We start from the raw sequence: 21,754 nt of genomic DNA on the forward strand, positions 1-21,754 counted from the left end.
ATGCTCTGTTTTTCTATTAGTTTAAGCCGAATGATCCAGCATCTTGGCGGTCACGTTCTGCCACAGTGTCCGCATATTTGTTCAATTGTCCGTGGATGCTTTCCAGCAATTCTTCCATTTGTTTCACGTTGCCTTCTAACTGGTTATATTGTTCCAAGTAGGCACGGAATGCTTCCCCTTGCCACTGTTGTGAGATCGTTTGGTTCATGGAATTGACCTTGCGGATCGCATCCTCAATTTGCGCGGAGGCCTGTTGGTAAACCTTCGCCTGTGATTTCAGCTGTTCGGGTGTGACGGTAATTGCTCCTGCCATATAATGTTCCTCCTTGTAATCATTGTTATTAGTTAACTAAGGATATCATATTGGAAAATAAAATAACATCAAATACCCTAAAAGGTTGATTTTAGACCCTGTACGGTAATTTTTTATGCGAATTTTCGTAATTAGTTCTTTTTATAACGATAAATAAGAAAGACTCATCATAGCGCTGGTCTTCGTATGAATGAGTAATTCTCTAAAATTGAAAACAGCTATTTTAGAGAATTGTATTCTGTTTAAAAACGGAATCAATCACGATACTTTGTCAAACCATAAAATATCTTCTCTGAAACCTTTGTCTATATACCAAAACACAGAAGTTCGCCACTTTATAAGATGTTTAGCTTCTTTTTACGCGCTACGAAACCTTTTTCAGGAAGACTTTCATTATAAAATGATACACGTTATATCATGGGTTTAGAAATTCTCGGTGCTATTAAAGTCATTATGTCGAGACGATAAATAATAATTTTCAATAAAGAAAACAGCTCAAATTGTGAGTATTATAGATCAAACATTTGCTCTCACAACACTCATTGTTGACTTTTTTTTAAGAGGATATCATTATAGAACAAAGGTATTACAAAAGGAGAGGTGGTTTACATGGCTGTAATTACTATAAGGATTCCTAATGAAGATAAAGCATTTCTACAAGCAATGGCAAAATTTGAAAATGTTTCCTTATCTGAACTAATTCGTACACAGACCCTCGCCAGTCTTGAAGAAAAGTATGATGCCCGCGTAGCTGACGCAGCGTTAGAAGAATATGAAGCTTATTTGGCCACTGGTGGAGAACAATTGTCATGGGATTCGTTAATTTCCTAGATTGGATTAAATGACTTAAAAGCAAAAATACACTTTGCAACTCATACCACATTTTACAATTTAAAGAATTGATTCTTTTGCTCAGAAACAAATCAAAAAGTAAAGGTTTGTCTGCCAATAGAACAGGACAATGGCGCTACCGTATTGGTAATTATCGTGTAATTGTCAATATCAACGACAACGAACTCATCGTTCTAACACTAGAAGTTGGACATCGGCGGGAAATTTACTAACCTCTCACCTATTGAAATGCGTCTTATATTCTAGCAAATGAATTAGAAATGATTTCAAAATAAAACAAAGGGCGGAGTCTCTTCTTTTGAATAGAATCCGCCTTTTGTTCTGATATACTTGTTTTATTGACCAAAGTTGTTTTACCGCCTAGTGTAGATCGCACTGGTTTCTAGAGCTAGAAATAAGTCCATTTTTCGGTTTTGTATAATAGTCCAAATTGCAAAAAAAGGGATAGCAAGCTTTTTTACCTGCTATCCTGAAGTTGATAATAATACTCATATTGCCGATTTTTCAAAGCTGAAAGTTGAAATTCATCTGGACGTGCTGAGCAATGTTCAAAAAGTCCTTTTTAGAGACCTCACCAATGATCTCCACGTTCCTTCCACCTCTAGCTGTAAAATCCATCGTGTATACTTGTTTTGTATTCACCTTGCTTCCTGATTTTAGAGCATTATTAACGATTTCAACAAAATAAGGCCGGTTCTTATTCGAACTAGTTATTGGACATACGATAATTAAATTAGAGGATAAGCTGTATTCGTCTCTACTTATGACTACAGCAGTCTTCTCTTATTAATCTCACTACCCTTTGATGGTTCAGAATCAATGTAAATAAGCCTCCCTTGTTTGATACTATTCATCGAGCAACCTGCTCTCTACCTCAAAGCCCCTCACTTGTTCATCTTCTTTATCTATAAACTCATTTTCCTTTGCATTAACAAAATAATCCTCAATCTTGGGAATCAATGTGATCGTTCCTGTCAATCCCGATTTTCAAATGTAATTTTTTGCCGGTGAAAATATGCTAGTTTTTACCGATTTTCTTCCCTTTCTCATCTGTAGGTGCCTGAAGAACATCCTTATCAAGCAAGTAGTCTTTCATGCGATAAGATCTCCCAGTAATTTTGATTAGTTGAGAGTGATGGACCAATCGGTCCAATATGGCATTTGCTAATGTTGGGTCTGAGAATACTGCTCCCCATTTTGATAATGGGATATTCGTTGTAATAATCGTCGATTTCGTTTCATATCTCCTGGTGATTAACTGGAAAAAAAGATTTGCACCAACCTCTGAAATCGGTAAATAACCAATTTCGTCGATAATGAGTAGTTTATATCGGCAGTAATTTTTTATTAATGCTTCATGCCGGTTTTCTTGATAGGCTTTTGTCAATCGCTGAATCAACTCATTACACGTAATAAAATAGGTGCTGATTCGTTGGCGACAAGCTTCCATACCTATCGCCGTTGCTAAATGTGTTTTGCCAACACCGCTGCTGCCGATAAATAAAATGTTCTCTTGCCGTTCCATAAAATGCAGGCTGGATAAGTCCAGCAGTTGCCGTTTGTTTACACTCGGCTGATAGTCAAAGTCAAAATCGGACATCCGTTTTTCATAGGGGAAGTGGGACGTTTTGATATTCATTTTTTCCGCCCGTTGTTTCCTAAACGCTAATTCCCGTTCCGTTAATGAATAAAGAATATCGATTGTGGACAGTTCTTTTGTTTTTTCAGATTCTAAAAAATGAGGGAGATATTCTTTGATCTGATCTAGCTTTAACGTTGTTAGATTATCTAGTAACTCTTGGTATTGTGACATGGTGCCTCCTAATAGAACTCGTCGTAGAGTTTCAAATTTTCTTGAACATAGTGTGCAATTTCTTCATCCGATTTTGACCGATAAATGTCGGACTTTAAAATTTCCTGCATATCATCTGAATGATAATTAAATTTTTTTTGACTTAAAAGGTGTCTTTGAATACATTCGCCGTTATAATGAATAGTAAGTTCGCCGGCAACAGCTTGGAGAGAAACTGTCTTGCCGATATAGCGAACGGGTACAGAGTACTTATTCTTTTGATAAATCACGAGCGATTCTTTGGATACCTTACGAGAGAGGATATCTTGTGTGTAGGTCGTTAGTAATTTCGAATCAAAGGGCAATAAGTGCTCTTTTTCGTGTGCAGTAAATTTCAGTATTGGTGGACCCTCAATTGCTTGAGAAGTTTCTTTGTTAAGCTCTTCATTGAATTCAAAAACAAGATCAATCAAATCCTCCAATGTATCAAATTCGCCATTGTATACTTTTAGTTGCTCGACCGTTCGAGCTAAGGCTTCCACTTTCCCTTTTGTTTGCGGACGATAAGGTCGACAGGCAATTGGTTTAAATCCTGCGTCTTTACTGTATTCATAGAACCTTTGGTTCCAAGTGACCTTTCTAAACTGCGTTCTACTTTGATCAACAACAGTACGCATATTATCAAACCAAATTTCATGAGGAATTCCTTCTGAAGAAAGAAAGGCATTGTTCAAACAACGAAGTAATGTATCTTGTTTTCTGTCTAGCGTTAACTCGATATACTTCCAACGTGAAAAGCCTAGAACATATAAAAATAAATTGATTTGAAACCGTTGACCCGAACGATTGTAAAGGACAAGATCTTCTTTCCAGTCAACTTGTGCAGACAAACCTGGTTGGGTTTCAATTCGGATCGTCGCTTTCTGAATGTGTGTTTTTCGCAATTGGCTGCAGTAATCTCTTAGAATAGAATCCTTCCCTTCGTAACCTTTCTTCTTGATAAAACGATAAATCGCTGAAGCAGAACAGCCTAGTTCAACTTTCTCTTGAATAATTGACCGAAAAGGATCTAATTTGCTTGGCCGTTTTTTCGGTGCAGCTTTCTTTTTAGATAGATTGTTTTCGTAATAACGTTTGACAGTGCGTGGATCACATTCGAACTGTCTAGCTAAATGGGTAAAATTAGGTTTAATATCACTCATAATATAAATTTGAACTCCTTCACGTACATCTGATCGCATAAAATCCTCCTGATTGTTTTTAAACCAGTGTACTAAAAAATGTAAGAAAAACACCATTTTTCTCGTCGGCATTTTCTTACATTCTACTGTCGGGATTCACAGTTCCATCAGACTCTTTGCTAATGTAGTACGTCTTACCTTCTGGAACCTCAAATTTACTGGCTAATGTCACCATCACAGCATTTCCCTGTTTGCGTGTTTTTACTGTATCCATTTTATTCGCCACTCCCTTCATCGTTTCCACTCCCAAATTGCACCATGTAATTACGGTAATTACAACAATTACCGGACATACTATTATTAAAAAAATATTCCTTTCAGCGGTGGTAACGGACACACAGGCAGGCTGCTAAATATTTTCTTAGCGATGTCCTACGGCTATCCAACGATCATCATTGAGAAAAGACAACGAGGGCAATATATCCGATTGCTTTCGAAGGAAAATTCTACAGAGCTGGCAAAAATATTTAAACAATCCATGCTCTTTGAAATGGGACAAATGAGATTTTCTGGATATGGTATTATTATTGACATAACTGTTAGACTTACAAACTTAAATTCATTATTATAGGGCTCTATACCAAAAAAGCCAGTCGTAATGACGGACTTCAGTAGTAGTCAATACATCTCAAGTAACTGAGGAACAATAACAACATCCAGCTTTAATAGCTCATCCTCTATAAGGTACTTGTCATCTTTCCTAAAAATGCTGATGCGTCATTGGTCTTTTTTAAGCGAATAGTTTTCTGAAACATACCTAGCTAGCTGATTATTCAAAAAATTTTTTATAAACGTCGATCGTAATTGACTGATTGCCAAGCCAGGTTCTCTTTGTTTAAAAGATATGAACTCGTAAAAATACATACGTCCATCACTTAAAGGTGCTCCTCATATTGCATTCTCCTTTGGTTCATTTAAACGAATATTAAACGATGTTTTCACCCAATATTATCTTCGGCATTGTTATCAAGCAGCGAGTCCAACGTTTGTAAAATTTTTCAATTCCGATTTTAGAAACTCTTGCATGTGTTTCTTCATTATCTACTACCCAATAGAGAACATAGGTAACCTTGCCGATGTTTCTAGTTAGCCTAATAGGATTTTCGCCTTTCTTAACAGCATTAAAATCTTTCTGTCTATGTGTTCTTTTTATATACCGTACATCAATTACGCCCTCTTGCTTTTTATAAAATTCTGCTACTTCTTTCATTAGCTCTTCGATTTCACTCTGCTTATCAATTTTCGCTTCATATAAGCATATTTCATTAAACATAACCTTCCCACCTCTTTTAATGACGAATTTATTAAACTATAGCATCGCCTAAATGAAATGAATAGTCTTGAAAATAATTACAATCGTGTCTTCAACATGTTTTCATATCGTGATTGCTTCCGGATCTCAAATACCACTAACTATTTTTTTGCAAAAATAATTCTTCTCACAAATCATATTGATTTAAAAATGATGGAATGTTACAATATTTATGAAAGAATCTTTTAAATGTTTGTTATTTCCATCTGACCACTTACTCCAGTAGTGGTCTTTTTTATATCTGTTAATGAAGTACATTATTTTTTCTTTGTTTTAGACATGTTTTTATAGTATATTTTATCAAGCAAATCTTTTGAAACTTTTTCATCAAACTCCTGACCACTGTTAACCCGACAGTGGTCTATTTTTTGTATGTTTTGAAAACCATAGGCTATGCCTATGGTTCCAGAGAGCTTCCAGCGTGGTATTAAAAAAGCCTCCCAAAATTGATAAACTGATGATGGTTTCCCGACCGCATCACAATCAAATTTAGGAGGTATCCTTATGATGAAGGATAAAGAAAGTTTAGCACACTCAAAATGGAGATGTAAGTATCATATTGTATTTGCACCAAAATATCGTAGACAAATCATTTATGGGAAATATAGAGAAAGTATCGGAGCAATCATCCGTAAGCTTTGCGAAAGAAAAGGGGTAGAAATTCATGAAGCAAATGCTTGTAAGGACCACGTTCATCTCCTTGTCAGCATTCCACCAAAGCTAAGTGTGGCTCAATTTATGGGATATTTAAAAGGAAAAAGCAGCTTAATGATATTCGATCGACATGCGGAGTTGAAATATCGATATGGGAATCGTAAATTTTGGTGTCGCGGATACTATGTGGATACGGTTGGTCGAAATAAGGAACAGATAGCAGAATACATTCGTAAACAACTCAAAGAAGATCATGTAGCGGACCAGTTAACATTGTTTGAAGAAGTAGATCCATTTACAGGAGAAAAAAACAAGAAGAGATAAAGTGAGATTCTTTTAGAATCAGCGAGTAGATGTGGTGCGGGAGGAAGCCTTCAGATGGCCTTTCAGGCCAAGGCCGGTAATAGAGGCTTTCAGCCGAAGAGCAAACCACCCGTTTCACGGGTGGTTTTGATTTTGAGATAACTGAATTTTCTACTATCTATATCAAACTGCGTACAATTAGCATCGACTGCTCCATAATCATACTATTCGATACCCTGCTATCCACTGTTCATTATTGAGAGAGAGAAACAAGGGCAATATATCCGAATGCTTACGGAGGAAAATTCTACGAAGCTGGAAAACTAATTTAAACAATTAATGCTCTTTGAAGAAGAAAGAATGGCATAATTTTAAACGAGTCACAAACCACCTCTCTTTTGCTTTTTGTGTCATTCACTCTAGTCTCACTTTATCTGGATGGATTGTTGGAGCATCAATTTTGATGCAAGTTTATGAACACGAAAAAGCGTACAGAAAAGTGGCTTTCTGTACACTTAGAATATTTAAACTATTTCATGAACTTTATCTTTGATCAAATCTCTAGTGTTTCGAAATTCTGATAATATCTCTTCTTCAGATCCTGTAGCTTGAGCAGGATCTTTTAATTCCCAATGTATATGAGTAATTCCTATGGGAATGGTAGGACATTTATCCTTGGCGTCTCCACAAAGAGTAATGATCAAGTCAGCATTTTTAAAATACTCCATATCAATTAAGTCAGATGTTTGATTAGAAATATCAATGCCATCTTCAGCCATGACCTTTACTGCTCTAGGATTCAACCCATGTGTTTCAATGCCTGCACTTCTAATTTCAAAATCTGCTTTTGGTAGGAGGCTATGAGCATAGCCTTCAGCCATTTGACTACGGCAAGAATTACCGGTACATAGAAAATATATTTTTTTCATTACTACTTACCTCCAAAATGAAGCAATTCAGTCGGATTTGGCTCAAACCATCCTCTTGTATTATTAGATACTTTAACTAATAGCAGCATTACAGGAACTTCGACTAAAACACCAACAACAGTAGCTAATGTGGCTCCTGATTGCAAGCCAAATAAAGAAATCGCAACAGCGACGGCTAATTCAAAAAAGTTACTAGCGCCGATCATCCCTGCTGGTGAAGCAATATTATGAGGCAATTTCCAAAGTCTTGCCCATGTATAAGCTATTGTAAAGATTAGTATGGTTTGTAGCGTTAATGGTACTGCTATCAATAGGATATGCAGAGGGTTAGCAAGAATTCTTTCTCCCTGGAAAGAAAAAATGATGATCAGTGTTAGTAGTAATCCTACGATTGTTACAGAATCGAACTTCTTTAAGAAGATATTTTCAAAGTAGTCTAACCCTTTGTTTTTAATAATTAGTACACGAGTAATCACTCCTAAGAGTAAAGGTACAACTACAAAAAGAACAGTTGAGAGTATCAAAGTAGCCATCGGTACAACCACGTTATCTACTCCTAAGAGAAGCGCTACGATTGGCGCAAATAATAGTAGGATAATTAGATCGTTTACCGCGACTTGAACCAGTGTGTATGCAGCATCTCCTTTCGTTAGATGACTCCAGACAAATACCATAGCTGTACATGGAGCTGCACCAAGTATTACGGCACCAGCTACATATTCTTTGGCCAAATCTAATGGTATCCAGCTCTTAAACACAACATAAAAGAAGAAGGCTGCGATAGCATACATTGTAAAAGGCTTAATCAGCCAATTTGTGACGCATGTGACAATTAGACCTTTCGGTTTTTTTGACACATTCATGATACTTCCAAAATCAATTTTAAGCATCATCGGAAAGATCATTAACCAAATTAAAATGGCCGTCGGTATAGAAACATTGTAATACTCAAATTGACTCAAAGTGTCAGGTACTGTCGGTAGAAATTTTCCAATAAAAATGCCTAGTGCCATACAAATAATTACCCATAGAGTTAGATATTTTTCAAAGATTCCTAACCCTTGTTGGCTTTCTTTCTTCTCCATTTGAATCCTCCATCATTGAGAAATCAATACATAGATATACATCTATGTATTGAAAAAAAATTATACCCCTAAAGGGCTAAAGTTCGGCTGCCATTCTTCAACAGCAAATTTACCATTTGAAAGTTCAGATACTTTTTCAATCCATTCTAATTCATTGAAGGAGCGCGCTTTTAATACCTTATTCTGAGTATCAGCCGCTAACATACTTTGATTTACCAACCACCAGGTATGGGCGATTTTTGCACGATCTAAGTCTTCATCTAATCTCATTGATTCATAGACTGGAGTTGTCTCTGGTAATGTAACCATCAACACTTCTGTTTCTTGTTCATTCTGAAGCCGAGGTAATAATTTCTGAATGGAAACAGGAACTTCACCAGAACTTCTCTCTACTTCTTTGGCATAGCTTTGAGTAGACTCTAGAAGGAGTAATGTATGGCCTGTTGGGGCTGTATCAATCACAACAATTTCATTTTCTGATTTGTCTACAATTTCCGCAAATGCCCGAAAGACTGCTATTTCTTGGGTACAAGGAGAGCGAAGATCCTCTTCAACATAAGCAACATCATCAGCATTCATCGTTTCTCGAGCTTTTGAAAGAACTTCTTCTTTGTATGCTTCTAATTCCTTTTCTTCATCAATATGACTCATTGAAATTGGCAAGTCTTTTGAAAGAAACAGATTTAAATGATCAGCAGGATCGGTCGTGGCCAAATGGACTTTTTTACCAGATTGTGCAAGTTTTTCAGCAATTTTGATAGCAACAGTTGTTTTACCAACTCCGCCTTTACCCATTGTAAAAATGATTTTCTTATTTGTACGAATAAACTCACTGACGATTGAATCTAAATTTGGAAAATCAACACTTTCTTGTTCCTGTTCTTCAATCACAGGCTGTTGATCGTTTAGTAGAATCTGAAGCTTATCTATCCCTGTAACATTGTAAGGTCGTAGGGGAATATAGTATGTTTCAAATTTAGCTAATGATTCTGGCATTTGGTTTAAGTCATTTTGCTGCTCGTTATAGATTTCTTCTGAAATGGTATCATCATAAGTTTCAAGTAAACCATTCACGACTAATTTCTGATTTTCGATCCCTATTTTTATCAATTCCTCAGAGGCTCTCTCTGCTTCAATTAAGGGAGCTTTTTGTGCTCGTGTAACTAAAATCAACGTTGTCTGTTGCTTATCAGCTAATGTTGCAACTGCTTTTTCATACATATCCTTTTTATCGCCTAATCCTGAGAGTTGGCCTAAACAAGAAACACCTGTCGTATTCTCGTCTAGAAAGTTATTCCAGGCAGAAGGCAGCTGCAGCATTCTTAATGTATGGCCTGTCGGAGCCGTATCAAAGATCACATAATCAAATTCTTCTGCAACTTCTGGATCGGTTAGAAAATTTGCAAATTCATTGAACGCGGCAATCTCCACTGTACACGATCCAGATAGCTGTTCTTCCATATTTATTAATGCACTATCGGGAAGAACCCCGCGATAAGGTCCAACAATACTTTCCTTGTATTCTTCAGCAGCCGTGATAGGATCAAAATTTGCGACCATTAAGTGATCGATCCCCTCTATGGGAGTCGGCTTATTAGTTAACGTTATTTGAAAAACATCTTGTAGATTTGATGCGGGATCTGTACTAACAAGCATGACTTTTTTTCCATCTTGTGTCAAAGAAGCAGCGGTTGCACAAGCAGTGGTTGTCTTTCCGACACCGCCTTTACCAGTGAAAAATAGATATTTCGTTAAACTCATCTTCTGGGGTATATATTGAAGCATGTATTTCCCTCCTCATTTTACTAGGAAGAAGGCTGTTAGCAACAACCTTCGCTTCCACTATTTCCACCACAACAGCCCTCAGAACTATTCGCTGACTGCATAACAAAGTGAATGTCACTATATTTTCCAAATTCTTCCAATGTAGGATATGACCCTTCTTTAACAACTTCGCCATCAACCAAAGTAATTGGTAAAATATCATTTCCTTTTTCTTGTAATAGCTTTAAAATTGTTGGATGGTTCACAAAAGCATCTGGATCACTCGTCAAATTATGACGTGATGCCTCAACTGATTCTATCCCTTCAAAGGTCTCAAAAACAGAAGTCACCATAAGCAATTCTTCATCAACAGATGGTCCACATACTCCAGTCGAGCAACACATAGCTGGTTCAAATAGTTCTAATTTTTTCATCTTCCTTTTCTCCTTTACATGTACAGTTTAGTGTATTACAAATGCAATTTTCATCATTAGAAAATAGCTGCATCATTGAACCCATGAATTGATCAATAAAGCTTTCTGTTAATTGATATCTATGCCAAGTACCATCTTTAGTAACCAGCACAATGCCAACCTTTTCCAACACTTTCATATGATGGGACAGCGTTGGCTGGGTAAAATCGAAATGGTCCAAAATATCACATGCACACAGACTGCCGCAAGATAGCAAATCAATGATTTTTAATCGTTTAGGATCAGCGAGAGCTTTGAGCATTACTGACATCTCTTCATAATTCATATTCGTTCCCCCTTTACATAGATGTTTATCTATGTATAAATATAGATGAACGTCTATGTATTGTCAATTGTTTCTGTCCTTTTTTCTAACTCAGCTTTATATCTGTTGGATTGGCGCCGATCAGAATTTCTTAGAAATACTAGGTCTTGATTTTACAACAGCGATTAACCTATATTTTAGACAAGTTGTACGCAAACAAAAAATTCCTTTTGAAATTTCAACTCAAAAATAGCTTACTCCGGAAGAAGTTATGGGGGAAAAAGATTAAACACAAAAAAATGGGTTTACGAGTAATATTTAAACAATTCGCTTCTAGAGAAAATGAATAGGCGGTAGAGAAGATCATGGATTTTCTCTACCGCCTAGTTTTTTATGGAGCTACATTTATGTTCCAGCTGATTATTGGGCGATTTCTTCGTTATACTATTTAGATAAAGGCACATAGTTTTACCTACTATCGCTGTCCTCTTCACAGACAAAATTTTTTATAAAGATCGATCGTAACTGACTGATCGACAAGTCATTTTCTCCTTGTTCAAAAAATGTGGATTCGTAAACACACACACATCCATCACCTGAAAGCATTCCTCGTATTACGTTCTATGTGCTAGTTTAAACGATTGTGTGCAGGTTACACGCCTAGTTTTTCTCTTAATGCTTCAGTTAGAGTTTGCGAAAAGTTTATGCCCGCCTCATTTCCTAATTCATTTAAATATTTAGGAATGGATAGGGTTTTCTTCACCACAACATTTCTTGTTTGAGCTTTGAATCGAATCAAATCAATATCTACTAACGTTTCTATGTCGTTTTCTGACACATCATATTTAGTTGAATTTGATTGAGGGAAAGCTTTGCCTTCTTTTTCATATTCCATCAACATATTCCCGATGTAATCTCTAGCCATAGCGATGGCATCGGACACGTCTTTGCCTTGCGTAAATCCTTCAAAATCAGGGATTGATACAAAATAGTCATAACCAGAATCATCCTTCTCATAACTCAAGATGGCGGGATATACAAATTTATTTTCCATAATACATTTTCCTTTCATTAATCTATTCTATGCTGACAGTGAAGCAGGAAGATTATTTCAGCCCGTGTTTCCTAATAATTGCTTTTGCTAGCCTTTCGTTTGTTTCACGATGTCTAACGATTTCTTCCGTTTCCTTACCATCGGTGTAAATATCGTGATTACTTCCATGTTTCAAGAACCACCATCCATTTTTCTTGAATAGTTTTACTAGGTCTCTTGTTTTCATTCCTGACCTCTCGCATATTCATTATACGTGATAAACACGTATTCATCAATGCCACTGTTAATATGTAACGGTCTATTCTCAAAACATACAAAAAAAGGAATCGAAAAATTTCAATTCCTAAACATTTATCTAGATTTTCTAAAGACCTCATTCTTTTTTTCTGTCGAAGCAAATAGAACTTTAGTTTCCTACTAATTATTTTATCTACAAATAGCCAATCTTATTCTATATGTATCTCTCTGGGGCCTTTTTCATCCTGAACCCTTTTTTAATTGAATCTTTTAGTATAATACGAATCGATTTTTGAATCAAATCGCAAAATGACCACTATCCCCCCTAAAATAACCCCTTTCAAACCAAGGAATGCGGGTTCTAGCCTTCGAATTGGTTAAATTGAGGGGTGAAGTGGCTATTTTGCGATTTGTCAGATTTTTTGAAATCAGCTATCTTTTAGTCACCGGCCGGTACAAAAAATTCAAACACACGGAGGAACCCAAAATGATTCAGAAACTGAGTACTAAATTACAAGTGCAGCTCGCTGTACCTGGTGTAGAGAAACTAAAGAAAGTCACGTTCCCAAATGTCGTAGATGATCCTGCTGAAGCAGATATCCTTGAGCTGGGTGAAATCATGAAGACCCTCGATCAAGAAGATACACTACTGGATGGCGTAATCATCACTAGTCAATCACGTGTAACAAAGAAGTAGAGAAGGAGGATATAAAAATTGAAAAAATTAGTAGCGATTTTTAAAACTAGCGGCGGACGTTCGCAGACCTGGAGCTTCCCAACGCCCGGCGAAGGAAAAGCGCCCGAGGAAATTCGAGGACTCTTGGAAAGAATCACCCTGTTATCCCTATTCAAGAAGGATGACGAAAAGCTTTACAACCAAGTGGTCAGCGCAAAGTATGTTGAAACCGTTGAAACGATTATTTTCTAACCATAAAAATTTGAGGAGCAGCGGTGATTTCGCCGCTCTCCTCCATTAAAGGAGGACACGATCCATGAATGAACAAACATTATCTTGCCGACAGTTGTTCAATTTAACGCCAAAAACATTAGAAAAACGAATTACCGAGTTTTATTACCAAACTCAAAATAGCAGCTTAACAATCAAATATATTTTGACGTTACGCGTACGTTTCCAACTCGGTGCGGAGGAGTTTGCCTTCATTCTGAAGGATCTTGTCCGTGAGATTTTTATGAATACCAAAGCCACTCGCACCATGAAGCGCTTCTTTTATTACTTTCAAGATTACTTCATGGCTCCCGAATGGCGCTCATTAGCTGCAAAAGTATTTCCTGTCCGTAACTTTGGCGAAAAGGCCATCTCACTTGTCCGTTCCTTAATTGCAAAAGTCCGTCCTAACGAAACCAACGAACCTTGATAGATTTTTACCTACGCAGAGAAAAAATGAAAGGATAGCAGAACAATGACCCATGATTTAGTCACGACCTTTACCAATAGTCTAGGCAAAGAACACGACTGGACCTATAAAAATGTGAATGCGGACTTACCTGTGGAACAGATCAAAGATGCCTGTGAGCTCCTCACTCAACTAGACATCTTTGAAAAAAGCGGCGTAAAACTCTTTGATACAGTGGTCACGGCAAAGATCGTGACTACGTACGAAACAGAGATTTTTGATGAGACGAGCGAACCAACCGCTCCCTCTGATCAAATGGATGAAGAAGCGCAGGTTGAAAATGAGGAGACGGAGAATTCAACAGCAGCTCTCCCGATCAAATCAGTAAGAAGCTATGACTTTTTGTACAACTCTTCAAAGAATGCGATTGAAAATACGTTAGAGCAACCAGCAGAAACGAGAAGTAATCACCCTTCATTAATACTAAAAAAACAAACAAGTGGATTAAAGCACACAATCGATGAGAATGAACCTTCTGCTAGTTCCCTCACGACTTCGATACGATCGCAGCCTGAAGAAAAAGAACGACTGAGTACACGAAAAAGTTTCCTTGCCTTGCTTCGACGAAAGAAAAATCGGAATAAAGATGATCCGGACAGCCATCCGCATAAACTAGAATAACCGAATCAACTTCTGCCCTTTCACAATTGAATACCTTTTGCGTAGGTATGGTGCTCACGTCGTCAGCCTCCCACATGAGAGGAGGTGATGCTTTGAGTGAGCTGATACGATATGTCCTCGCTCCACTCTTTGTGGGGCTGACCATCGCCCTCGTCAACCACTGGTTGAGCGGGCGTGATCCATGACGACTGGAAGATAAATACACCTGCGATCAAAAATCGCAGGTGTTGGTTAATACTATTTAACTCCGGTAGAAGCTATTCATCTTGTTTTTCATACAATTTCTTAACAAACTCAAGTCTCACTCCTGTAGCTTTCGATTTTTCAATAATCATGATGATTTCCTTTTCATCACTTTCTATGGTTGAGAAGTCCGTCTTTTTCTTCGCTTTTTAATAAACTCAAGTCTATTGCCAATAGCTTCTCCATATTTAGAAAATATAATTAGTGATCATTAAATAATTCATTTCTTCTCTCTGATAAGAGCATTTCTTCACTCTTTGCGTATCTTAAAGTAAATAAATTTTGAAGGCTGCTGATGAACCATGCTATAATTGGGGCGAGAAAAGCCTCTCAGCATGGCGTCTACCAGCTGAAAGGTGTGAAGAAATGCAAAAGTATTTACCAACGAACGACCTGTTATTTCGTAAACTGCTAACCTCTGAAGATTCCCTGTATATTCTAAAAGCCTTTGTCAAAGACCTGCTAGGTATCGAATTCCAGTCACTTATGCCAAAAGAAACCTATCATATCGACAGCTATAAGAAAAAATTCAACGAAATCGATCATGTACAAACAGAGATCCTGCGAACAGAAGTAGATATCTTAGCCATTGGAGAAGATGGCAGCCATGCCACTATCGAATGCCAAATCCAGCCGCATAGCTATTTCCATGAGCGTTCACTCTTTTATCTGGCTGAAGCCTTCCGCTCACCTTTTGGGTCTAGCGACAAAAAAGAAGCAGGGAAAAAGAACAACTTTTCTAGCTTGCGACCTGCTTATGGAATCAATATTGTGGATTTCCATTTGTTCGATCGAAAAGACAATGCCTTACAGCTGTTCCGCTTATTAAATGAAGAAACACATCAGCCTTTTTTCAATGAAGAGAACAAGGAATTATTGATTCTCTGTTTCCTCAGTCTAAAAAATCAAACGATTGAAAAACAAAAGGCCGCCTATCATTGGCAATATTTTCTAAAAACCGGAGAAGTTGAGCCGGAAGCTCCCGACTACATCAAAGAAGCAAAAAGAAAAATTGATTTCTTAACATTAGAAAGCGAGGAGAAAGAAATGATCATGAACATCGAAAAATCCAAAGCTATTTCTGACGCTGTATTTGTGACTGCTATGGAAGAAGGGCATAAAAAAGGGCTCGAAAAGGGACGACTGGAAGAGAAACAAGCATTAGCAATCGAATTCTTAAAAATCGGAGTTAGCATAGAGCAAGTAGCAAAAGCTACTAAATTGTCAACGGAAGAAGTTGAAAAATTATGGCGGGAACAAAACTGATTTTGTGTCCAGAAGTATTCCAGATGAAACTACTCAGCTAGATTTTTCTTCCACGTATAAAGTTAAAAGCTGCTCCTCAAGGTTGTATAACTTGAGAAGCAGCTTTTTAATAACGTTCCCATAAACAGATACACTTTCGATAAGCGCCTGAAATATTTCACTGATTCACCATTCTTACCTCAGAGTCATCAGCTTCTATTTGTAGAATCTTCTTTTGTTTGATGACATAGATTCGTTGGCAGCGAAAATACTCCTTTTGAAACACCGAAGCTACTGCGATTTGCCTATTTCAGTCAGAAAAGAAGCACAAAATGTCCTACATAGCATTTGGTTTCCGTCAGATACTTCTGATTATCTTTATAGCCCCGATCCTACCTTTTCCCCTCCACTAAGAATGAAAACAAGACCGTTTGATCGTCTTGTTTACAATCCAAATGCAGCTGTCTATTTTCCTTTACTAATTTAGTCATTATTTCTAAGCCCTGTCCTCGCCCAACACCTTTATCACTCTTAATGGTGCTAGATAAATATTGCTCCATAAACTTCTGGTTATATGTATGATTTTCAATCATTGTCAAGATTTGTTCCTCATTGATAGCTACAAAGGCAAGTCGCACAACGGAACCTGGAAGCTTGTGACTCTCCTCCAAGGCATTATCTACTAATATTGCCAGAATCCTAACGATTGGGACTAATCCTTTTGCAGGAAATTGAATCGGCTCATCTATTTCTAGATTCAAATGAATATCGAACTCTTTCGCCTTCATCAGCCTCTCCAAGACTAGACCAAGAATTTCAGGATTTTTTAGATGAGTTAATTTACCATTTGGGATTTTGGTGATTCTTCGTAACCCAAAATCCTGATTGACTTGCTTGTAATATTCTCTCAAAGCCAAAATATCAGGCTTCTCCTGATAAACATGCATTCCTAATGAACTAAGAACATTCCCAATATCATGCTGCAGCTGCCTTGTCTCTTGGTTGATTGACTCGATCATTTGGATATATTTTTTAAGCTCCTCTTCACGTTTTGTTTGAAGCTGGATAAGATCTTGGTCTAATTGCTTCTTTATGACTAACTGAAAAATGCTGATGATTGGTGCACTAGCTATAATACCAAAGAAAAAAATCTTAGACAGTTGATTATCTAAATCTAAAAAGGAAAGCTTTACGTGTTGACCAAACGAATCAAAAAGGGATTTTCCAATGAACTCGTTGGAAATAATAATTCGCATTCTTGGTCCGCGAAATGTAAAAAGCATAATGTTGATACTATTTAAGAAAAGATGGATTCCTAAAAATAACACTCCCAAAACATTTCTTATTGATGAATGTCGCGTCAAACGATATTCGACAAGCGAATAAAATTTAATAAAGACTGGAATCCCAGCCAACAGCATCCCAAAAAAAGAAACAAAGGAACCAAAATGGTAACGTTCAAACAGATGAACGGTCAAAAATTGACAACAAAAAAACCAGCAAAACATGAAAAGCCCTTCTAGAAATAGAAAGCCCTGAAACCGACTGTCTTTTCCATAAATAAAGAAATTGAAGAGAGTAAAGACTAAAACAATGCCAAAAATGACCAAATAGCCATCGACGATGATCATTCCATAAAAAAGTCGCTCTAAAAAATCAGCAAACATTAAAAAATAAATGAAAAAGAAGACCGAAGAAATGAGAACAAAGTGCAGAGTAATTCTTTCCTTAAAGAATTTTCTTAGAGGAATATACATCATTAATTGAAATACAATTAAATTAATTATAAAGAACAGAAAGTTCTCAACATGATATAAGTGAGCAGTTTCATAAATATATATCATTTCTTTTTCCTCCAAAAAATAAACTGTACATTTATTCTATATTATTTCACAATAAATTATTAGAGTTATTTAAAATTATTTTTATTTTAAATGAATTTCTATTAACTCGATCTGAAAATAAATAATTTGGAGGAATGGAAGTACTTTACTTTCAAACGAAAAATAAATCGATTCCCTGAAAAGGAATCGATTATCGAAAAAAGTTATCGAAGCTAGAACGCTTCAATGATATGCCCCAGTTCTTACCTACCTTTAGTCTATCTCTCAACGATAAGTGTCTGCTATTTTCCTATTATGTCTTATTAGCGTTTTTGATGATATCTCAGGATGATTATACCGCCTTCTTTGTTGTGTTTTTGACTTAAAGTTAATTGCTTTTTTCGGACAATATTGCACGCAGGCAACACATTGCTCACAATGATTTAAGAATGTTGGCTGTCCCTCAACCATCTCGATATTATTGACTGGACAAACTTTCTGACAGAGATTACAGGAAATACAGTCATCACTCACCTGATAATGTTGATCCAATGTTTTTGCCTGCTCCACTCGCCAACGATAGTAATAATCTAAGAATGGTACTGGTCTTCTAGCTGCGCGTACCTTTTTTTCAGTTAAATCCACTATAACCCTGTCTATTGCTTGCTCAGCTTTTTCTGTTTTCTGGCCCACCTTTTTGCTTAGTTCATACATAACAACATAGTTCGAATACATTTTTATTGCCCCACCGTAATGCAGCTTTTCTCCCTTTCCCCGCAATAGACGATCTAATTGTGGCAAAGCATTCCCCTGTAGTGCACCATAAGTCGTCAAACCATAAAAATAATCGCATTCAACAGATGAAAAATCCAACTTCTGAATAAAGGTTTCTACTGCAATGGGCACTCCTTGAAAGTACGTAGGATAAATAAAGCCGATACTTTCATAATGTCCCTGAAGCTGCGGCGATACTATGCTGGTCATCGACTGAATCGAACAAGCTGTTAGAGATTTTCCTATCTTCCTTGCTGCATGAAGACTATTTCCTGTTCCCGAAAAATAAAAGATCATATTTTTCATTTCCTCACCTCACATTTTTTTCAGCTTAACACTCAACCCAAGTTGAGAGTCAATATGATAAAATGAAGAAAAATAGGGAGGGATCTCCAGCATGTATAAAGTCAAAGAAGCCGCAAAACTTTTAAATACGTCAATTTCAACATTACACTACTATGAAAAACGTCGTCTCATTCATCCTCACAGAGGAGAAAATGGCTACCGCTACTATTCAGATGAAGACATTCTTTCCATGAAACTGATTCTCTTAATGCGCCACTATCACTTTTCAATCGATGAGATCAAGCTCATTTCAACGAACTTTACAGACAATCTGCAATGTCAGGAAGCTGCTGACAAATCAAGACAATTCTTTCAGCACAAAATCTTTGAGTTCCAAGAAATAATCAAAGGTTACAGAGATCTGATCACTATTATTGAAGGCCTGCCATTGATGAACACGTTTGATGATTTATCCGTTAAGAAGGATGAGACTATTGGGCTAGTGGAAGAGTTGTATGGGAGATTAGATTAGTTTATATTCCAATGTTTAGAGTTGATGACTCATAGAAAATCAGCTCTTTCATTTTTGTTAAACCCTGTTAATCTCAAAAAACAAAAAAGTAGCCCAGCTCTATTATGCTAAGCTACCTTGTTAATTATTAAGCCTTCTTTCCCCTTCTGATATTCTTCATCGTCCATTCATAATCGCTAGAAGTTACATCATCGAGGTACGGAACTAAGCTGTCTTTTTCTCATAAACTGTATGATTATATAAAGAGTAGGAATAGCAAAAAATACTGAATAGATACCATATAGCAATGTATTCATTTGAAGATTAGCTTCTGGATTGGAAATTAACATTATTTTTTCAAATAGAACCGTTGATCCCATGTTTATTGAAGTATGAAAAAGAATCGACGCAACGATGTTATTGTTAGTTTTAATATATAACCAAGATGAGATAAATGAGAATTCAGTAACCGCCAATATATAAAGCAAAGCTAAACTAATTGATTGAAACCTGAAATGCCAGACTCCCCATAATATACCTATGATCAAACTACTAGTAAATAAAGAATATTTTTCTAGCATCTTTGGCAACATAAATCCTCGCCAACCAATCTCCTCACCTGTCACGCTAAATATAGTAGCGATCATACAAATAACATAACTTGGAAAAGAACGAATCATATCTGGATTAACCCACTTACTATTAACTACAAATGTAAGTGCAAAATAGCTGAATATACATAAAATCATAGGGAGAACAATAGCAATGATTAAGTACTTAAAAGATGTATTCCTTATGGTGATTTTCTTTAATAATCTAGTAATCCCGATCTTTCTATCGAGAGAAAAAGCGACAACAAAAGCTCCTAGAGCAGGTCCCCATTGCGCAGTCATTAGACCCGTTTTTAACGAGTCCGGAAACAGCATTATTTGCGGTGCACCGATGAGTATTGTAATCAAAATTGTTAGTGGATAAAATAAAGTTAGTGGATATTTGATGACTATCTTTTTCATGTTATTTCCCTCCTACTAATTTGATATTTCTTCAAAAAATCCTTTTAGTTTCTCTGCCAAATCATCTTCCGAAAAATTCTGTATACCCAAGAAACAGATGATGGCTAATCCATAAGTATAAATCGTTAAGTGTTCAGTAATCTGATTTAATCTTTTTTCGGAGTAATTCTTTTCTGATAATTCTAAAGAAACTAACTTATGCAATTCCTTATCCGTCTGCACAGAAGAAGCGTTTTGATTATCTAAACTTCCATTTCCTTTTGGCATACTGATTAATTTGAACAGTTCTTTCTCAGTTTTAGCGAAATTGATATAGGATAATCCAGAATCTAAAAGAGCGTTATTAGTCTTTTTGTACATATAAACAAAATGCTGCATGTATTGTAATGCGGATTGCATCACTACTTTTTTAAGATCATCCATATTTTTATATATACGATAAATAGGCTTAGTAGAACAGCCAAGTCTTTTTGCTATATTTCTGGCAGATAGTACATCCATCCCTTCTGCACGCACCATTTCAAACGCAACCTCATCAATTTTTTCTTTATCAATAATAATATTATTTACCAAGGTATCCCTCCTTCCACCCAAAGGTAACACGTGTTACCTTTGGGTGTCAACTCCTTTTGTTAAAAATAATAACTTTTGTTAATAATAGATCCTTTTTTGTTTAAAAAATATTGAGTTACTTTAAGTATTTTCTGGAGAATATAAATAAGCCTCTCTGCAATTAGAGAAGCTCAATTTTTACATAAAAATCGAATACGTCGCTGCCAAGATCAAAATACTGATGATACGATAACCTTCATTGATCAAAATTGTTTTAAAGGATTTCCCATCAAATATCGATAATTTTATTCCTTGAAAGATCAATACACCTAAAATCATCAATACCTTATAAGTCAACGCGACAGGCAAATTGTGAAATAACCCAATTGTACAGAATGCTGCGATCCATTCCGTTACAAAGGCAAGAAACATTCTTCCTGGTGTAAATATCTCTTTAATCCGTGCATCTGAAAAGCCCATTTCCTGTTGCCAAATTTTTCCAGTTAATAATGTATACCATAAACATCCAGCCAAAAACGATAGAATCGTTCCAGCTATTGCTGCATAGTAAAATCCTGCTGTCATTTAAACAACCCCCTCACCTTTTAAACTGGTTCCATTGGAAGTTCGGTAGCAGCCCAAGCCTCATTGCCGCCTGCAATTTCCAATACATTATAACCATTTTCTAAAAGGATCAAGCTTGCTTGCTTTGCCAAAGTACAGGCTCCGCTCCAAGTGGCTACATAAATCAGCTTCGTTTTATCTAATTCAGTCAAACGCTCATTTAATTCAATCAATGGAATTTGTTTAGCATTCACAATCTTTTCTTTGAGAAAAGCTGGATCTCCTATCCGAACATCAACCACTTCAAATGCTTCTGGCTTTTCCTGAATCCCCATAAATACCTCGATCGGACTTCTTTGTGAATCAATCACTGCTTGTAAATATTCTTTTCTTGTCATTGTCATGCACTTCCTTTTCTTTTGTTAAGTACATCC

The 21,754-nt window shown here is 36.5% G+C and carries 28 protein-coding genes; 9 read left to right on the forward strand and 19 right to left on the reverse strand.

The genetic code is table 11. The features are described from left to right. Positions 1-16: 16 nt before the first annotated feature. Positions 17-313: a WXG100 family type VII secretion target gene (locus tag IGI67_RS05065; protein WP_010742512.1), complete on the reverse strand. Its 297-nt coding sequence runs from the start codon at positions 311-313 to the stop codon at positions 17-19. A gap of 609 nt (positions 314-922) precedes the next feature. Here IGI67_RS05065 and relB point away from each other — a divergent pair. Next, the gene (relB, locus tag IGI67_RS05070) at positions 923-1,144 is read left to right on the forward strand and encodes a type II toxin-antitoxin system RelB family antitoxin (protein ID WP_207110359.1); all 222 of its coding nucleotides are present in this window, start codon (positions 923-925) and stop codon (positions 1,142-1,144) included. Positions 1,145-1,194: 50 nt separating this feature from the next. Then, on the forward strand, positions 1,195-1,377 hold the full coding sequence (locus IGI67_RS05075) for a type II toxin-antitoxin system RelE family toxin (RefSeq protein WP_429958608.1): 183 nt from the start codon (positions 1,195-1,197) through the stop codon (positions 1,375-1,377). 292 nt (positions 1,378-1,669) lie between these two features. Here IGI67_RS05075 and IGI67_RS05080 read toward each other — a convergent pair whose 3' ends face one another. The 5 genes from IGI67_RS05080 to IGI67_RS05100 all read right to left on the reverse strand — a co-directional run bounded on the left by IGI67_RS05080 (position 1,670) and on the right by IGI67_RS05100 (position 5,471). Then, entirely contained in the window at positions 1,670-1,930 is a 261-nt protein-coding gene (locus IGI67_RS05080; protein WP_429958609.1) for a type II toxin-antitoxin system PemK/MazF family toxin, read from the reverse strand. Between the two features lie 253 nt (positions 1,931-2,183). After that, a complete protein-coding gene (gene istB, locus IGI67_RS05085) occupies positions 2,184-2,978 on the reverse strand; it encodes an IS21-like element helper ATPase IstB (RefSeq protein ID WP_429956808.1) in 795 nt (264 codons plus the stop codon). Between the two features lie 8 nt (positions 2,979-2,986). Further along, a complete protein-coding gene (istA, locus tag IGI67_RS05090; RefSeq protein ID WP_429956901.1) occupies positions 2,987-4,198 on the reverse strand; it encodes an IS21 family transposase in 1,212 nt (403 codons plus the stop codon). A gap of 76 nt (positions 4,199-4,274) precedes the next feature. Continuing rightward, entirely contained in the window at positions 4,275-4,433 is a 159-nt protein-coding gene (locus IGI67_RS05095; protein WP_429956974.1) for a hypothetical protein, read from the reverse strand. 690 nt (positions 4,434-5,123) lie between these two features. Beyond that, complete coding sequence (locus tag IGI67_RS05100; RefSeq protein ID WP_207110357.1) at positions 5,124-5,471, reverse strand: hypothetical protein; 348 nt, start codon at positions 5,469-5,471, stop codon at positions 5,124-5,126. A 543-nt stretch (positions 5,472-6,014) separates the two neighbouring features. On the opposite strand from IGI67_RS05100, the gene tnpA reads away from it, so the two are divergent. After that, on the forward strand, positions 6,015-6,488 hold the full coding sequence (gene tnpA / locus IGI67_RS05105) for an IS200/IS605 family transposase (RefSeq protein WP_429956563.1): 474 nt from the start codon (positions 6,015-6,017) through the stop codon (positions 6,486-6,488). A gap of 503 nt (positions 6,489-6,991) precedes the next feature. Here tnpA and arsC read toward each other — a convergent pair. From arsC to IGI67_RS05140, 7 genes are all read right to left on the reverse strand, one after another. Beyond that, positions 6,992-7,396: an arsenate reductase (thioredoxin) gene (gene arsC, locus IGI67_RS05110; RefSeq protein WP_429956975.1), complete on the reverse strand. Its 405-nt coding sequence runs from the start codon at positions 7,394-7,396 to the stop codon at positions 6,992-6,994. Between the two features lie 2 nt (positions 7,397-7,398). Next, on the reverse strand, positions 7,399-8,481 hold the full coding sequence (gene arsB / locus IGI67_RS05115) for an ACR3 family arsenite efflux transporter (protein ID WP_429956976.1): 1,083 nt from the start codon (positions 8,479-8,481) through the stop codon (positions 7,399-7,401). Positions 8,482-8,541: 60 nt separating this feature from the next. Next, the gene (gene arsA, locus IGI67_RS05120; protein WP_429956977.1) at positions 8,542-10,266 is read right to left on the reverse strand and encodes an arsenical pump-driving ATPase; all 1,725 of its coding nucleotides are present in this window, start codon (positions 10,264-10,266) and stop codon (positions 8,542-8,544) included. Positions 10,267-10,301: 35 nt separating this feature from the next. Further along, positions 10,302-10,679, reverse strand: coding sequence for an arsenite efflux transporter metallochaperone ArsD (gene arsD / locus IGI67_RS05125; RefSeq protein WP_429956978.1), 378 nt, complete (start codon positions 10,677-10,679; stop codon positions 10,302-10,304). Further along, positions 10,657-11,004 carry an ArsR/SmtB family transcription factor gene (locus IGI67_RS05130; protein WP_207110352.1) on the reverse strand — a complete coding sequence of 116 codons (348 nt, stop codon included), beginning with the start codon at positions 11,002-11,004 and terminating at the stop codon, positions 10,657-10,659. Before IGI67_RS05130 ends, arsD begins: the two co-directional genes overlap by 23 nt. A gap of 631 nt (positions 11,005-11,635) precedes the next feature. Then, positions 11,636-12,037 (reverse strand): type II toxin-antitoxin system HicB family antitoxin, encoded by a 402-nt coding sequence (locus IGI67_RS05135; protein ID WP_207110351.1) that lies wholly within the window; start codon positions 12,035-12,037, stop codon positions 11,636-11,638. A gap of 52 nt (positions 12,038-12,089) precedes the next feature. Further along, a complete protein-coding gene (locus tag IGI67_RS05140) occupies positions 12,090-12,263 on the reverse strand; it encodes a type II toxin-antitoxin system HicA family toxin (protein ID WP_429956979.1) in 174 nt (57 codons plus the stop codon). 498 nt (positions 12,264-12,761) lie between these two features. Here IGI67_RS05140 and IGI67_RS05145 point away from each other — a divergent pair, with 498 nt between their 5' ends. The 5 genes from IGI67_RS05145 to IGI67_RS05165 all read left to right on the forward strand — a co-directional run bounded on the left by IGI67_RS05145 (position 12,762) and on the right by IGI67_RS05165 (position 15,819). Further along, positions 12,762-12,971 carry a hypothetical protein gene (locus tag IGI67_RS05145; protein ID WP_429956980.1) on the forward strand — a complete coding sequence of 70 codons (210 nt, stop codon included), beginning with the start codon at positions 12,762-12,764 and terminating at the stop codon, positions 12,969-12,971. Positions 12,972-12,989: 18 nt separating this feature from the next. Beyond that, positions 12,990-13,202, forward strand: a complete 213-nt coding sequence (locus IGI67_RS05150) for a DUF2922 domain-containing protein (protein WP_207110346.1) — start codon at positions 12,990-12,992, stop codon at positions 13,200-13,202. A 64-nt stretch (positions 13,203-13,266) separates the two neighbouring features. Beyond that, positions 13,267-13,650, forward strand: a complete 384-nt coding sequence (locus tag IGI67_RS05155) for a hypothetical protein (RefSeq protein WP_429956981.1) — start codon at positions 13,267-13,269, stop codon at positions 13,648-13,650. Between the two features lie 45 nt (positions 13,651-13,695). Beyond that, positions 13,696-14,310, forward strand: a complete 615-nt coding sequence (locus IGI67_RS05160; protein WP_429956982.1) for a DUF2922 domain-containing protein — start codon at positions 13,696-13,698, stop codon at positions 14,308-14,310. A 609-nt stretch (positions 14,311-14,919) separates the two neighbouring features. Further along, the gene (locus IGI67_RS05165; RefSeq protein WP_429956983.1) at positions 14,920-15,819 is read left to right on the forward strand and encodes an Rpn family recombination-promoting nuclease/putative transposase; all 900 of its coding nucleotides are present in this window, start codon (positions 14,920-14,922) and stop codon (positions 15,817-15,819) included. A gap of 371 nt (positions 15,820-16,190) precedes the next feature. On the opposite strand, the gene IGI67_RS05170 is transcribed toward IGI67_RS05165, so the two are convergent. Together IGI67_RS05170 and IGI67_RS05175 are read right to left on the reverse strand one after the other, a co-directional pair. Beyond that, positions 16,191-17,642 carry a GHKL domain-containing protein gene (locus IGI67_RS05170; protein ID WP_429956984.1) on the reverse strand — a complete coding sequence of 484 codons (1,452 nt, stop codon included), beginning with the start codon at positions 17,640-17,642 and terminating at the stop codon, positions 16,191-16,193. 264 nt (positions 17,643-17,906) lie between these two features. Then, positions 17,907-18,701 carry an EFR1 family ferrodoxin gene (locus IGI67_RS05175; RefSeq protein ID WP_429956985.1) on the reverse strand — a complete coding sequence of 265 codons (795 nt, stop codon included), beginning with the start codon at positions 18,699-18,701 and terminating at the stop codon, positions 17,907-17,909. A 91-nt stretch (positions 18,702-18,792) separates the two neighbouring features. Here IGI67_RS05175 and IGI67_RS05180 point away from each other — a divergent pair, with 91 nt between their 5' ends. After that, positions 18,793-19,212, forward strand: a complete 420-nt coding sequence (locus tag IGI67_RS05180) for a MerR family transcriptional regulator (protein WP_429956986.1) — start codon at positions 18,793-18,795, stop codon at positions 19,210-19,212. Between the two features lie 188 nt (positions 19,213-19,400). Here the strand turns inward: IGI67_RS05180 and IGI67_RS05185 are convergent, their stop codons facing one another. From IGI67_RS05185 to IGI67_RS05200, 4 genes are all read right to left on the reverse strand, one after another. Beyond that, a complete protein-coding gene (locus tag IGI67_RS05185) occupies positions 19,401-20,204 on the reverse strand; it encodes a CPBP family glutamic-type intramembrane protease (protein WP_429956987.1) in 804 nt (267 codons plus the stop codon). 15 nt (positions 20,205-20,219) lie between these two features. Then, on the reverse strand, positions 20,220-20,777 hold the full coding sequence (locus tag IGI67_RS05190) for a TetR/AcrR family transcriptional regulator (protein WP_429956988.1): 558 nt from the start codon (positions 20,775-20,777) through the stop codon (positions 20,220-20,222). A 177-nt stretch (positions 20,778-20,954) separates the two neighbouring features. After that, entirely contained in the window at positions 20,955-21,341 is a 387-nt protein-coding gene (locus IGI67_RS05195) for a DUF1761 domain-containing protein (RefSeq protein WP_207110337.1), read from the reverse strand. Between the two features lie 20 nt (positions 21,342-21,361). Then, the gene (locus IGI67_RS05200; RefSeq protein ID WP_429956989.1) at positions 21,362-21,718 is read right to left on the reverse strand and encodes a rhodanese-like domain-containing protein; all 357 of its coding nucleotides are present in this window, start codon (positions 21,716-21,718) and stop codon (positions 21,362-21,364) included. Positions 21,719-21,754 lie beyond the last annotated feature (36 nt).

Source organism: Enterococcus sp. AZ196 (assembly GCF_050498845.1).
Classification (GTDB): domain Bacteria; phylum Bacillota; class Bacilli; order Lactobacillales; family Enterococcaceae; genus Enterococcus_A; species Enterococcus_A murrayae.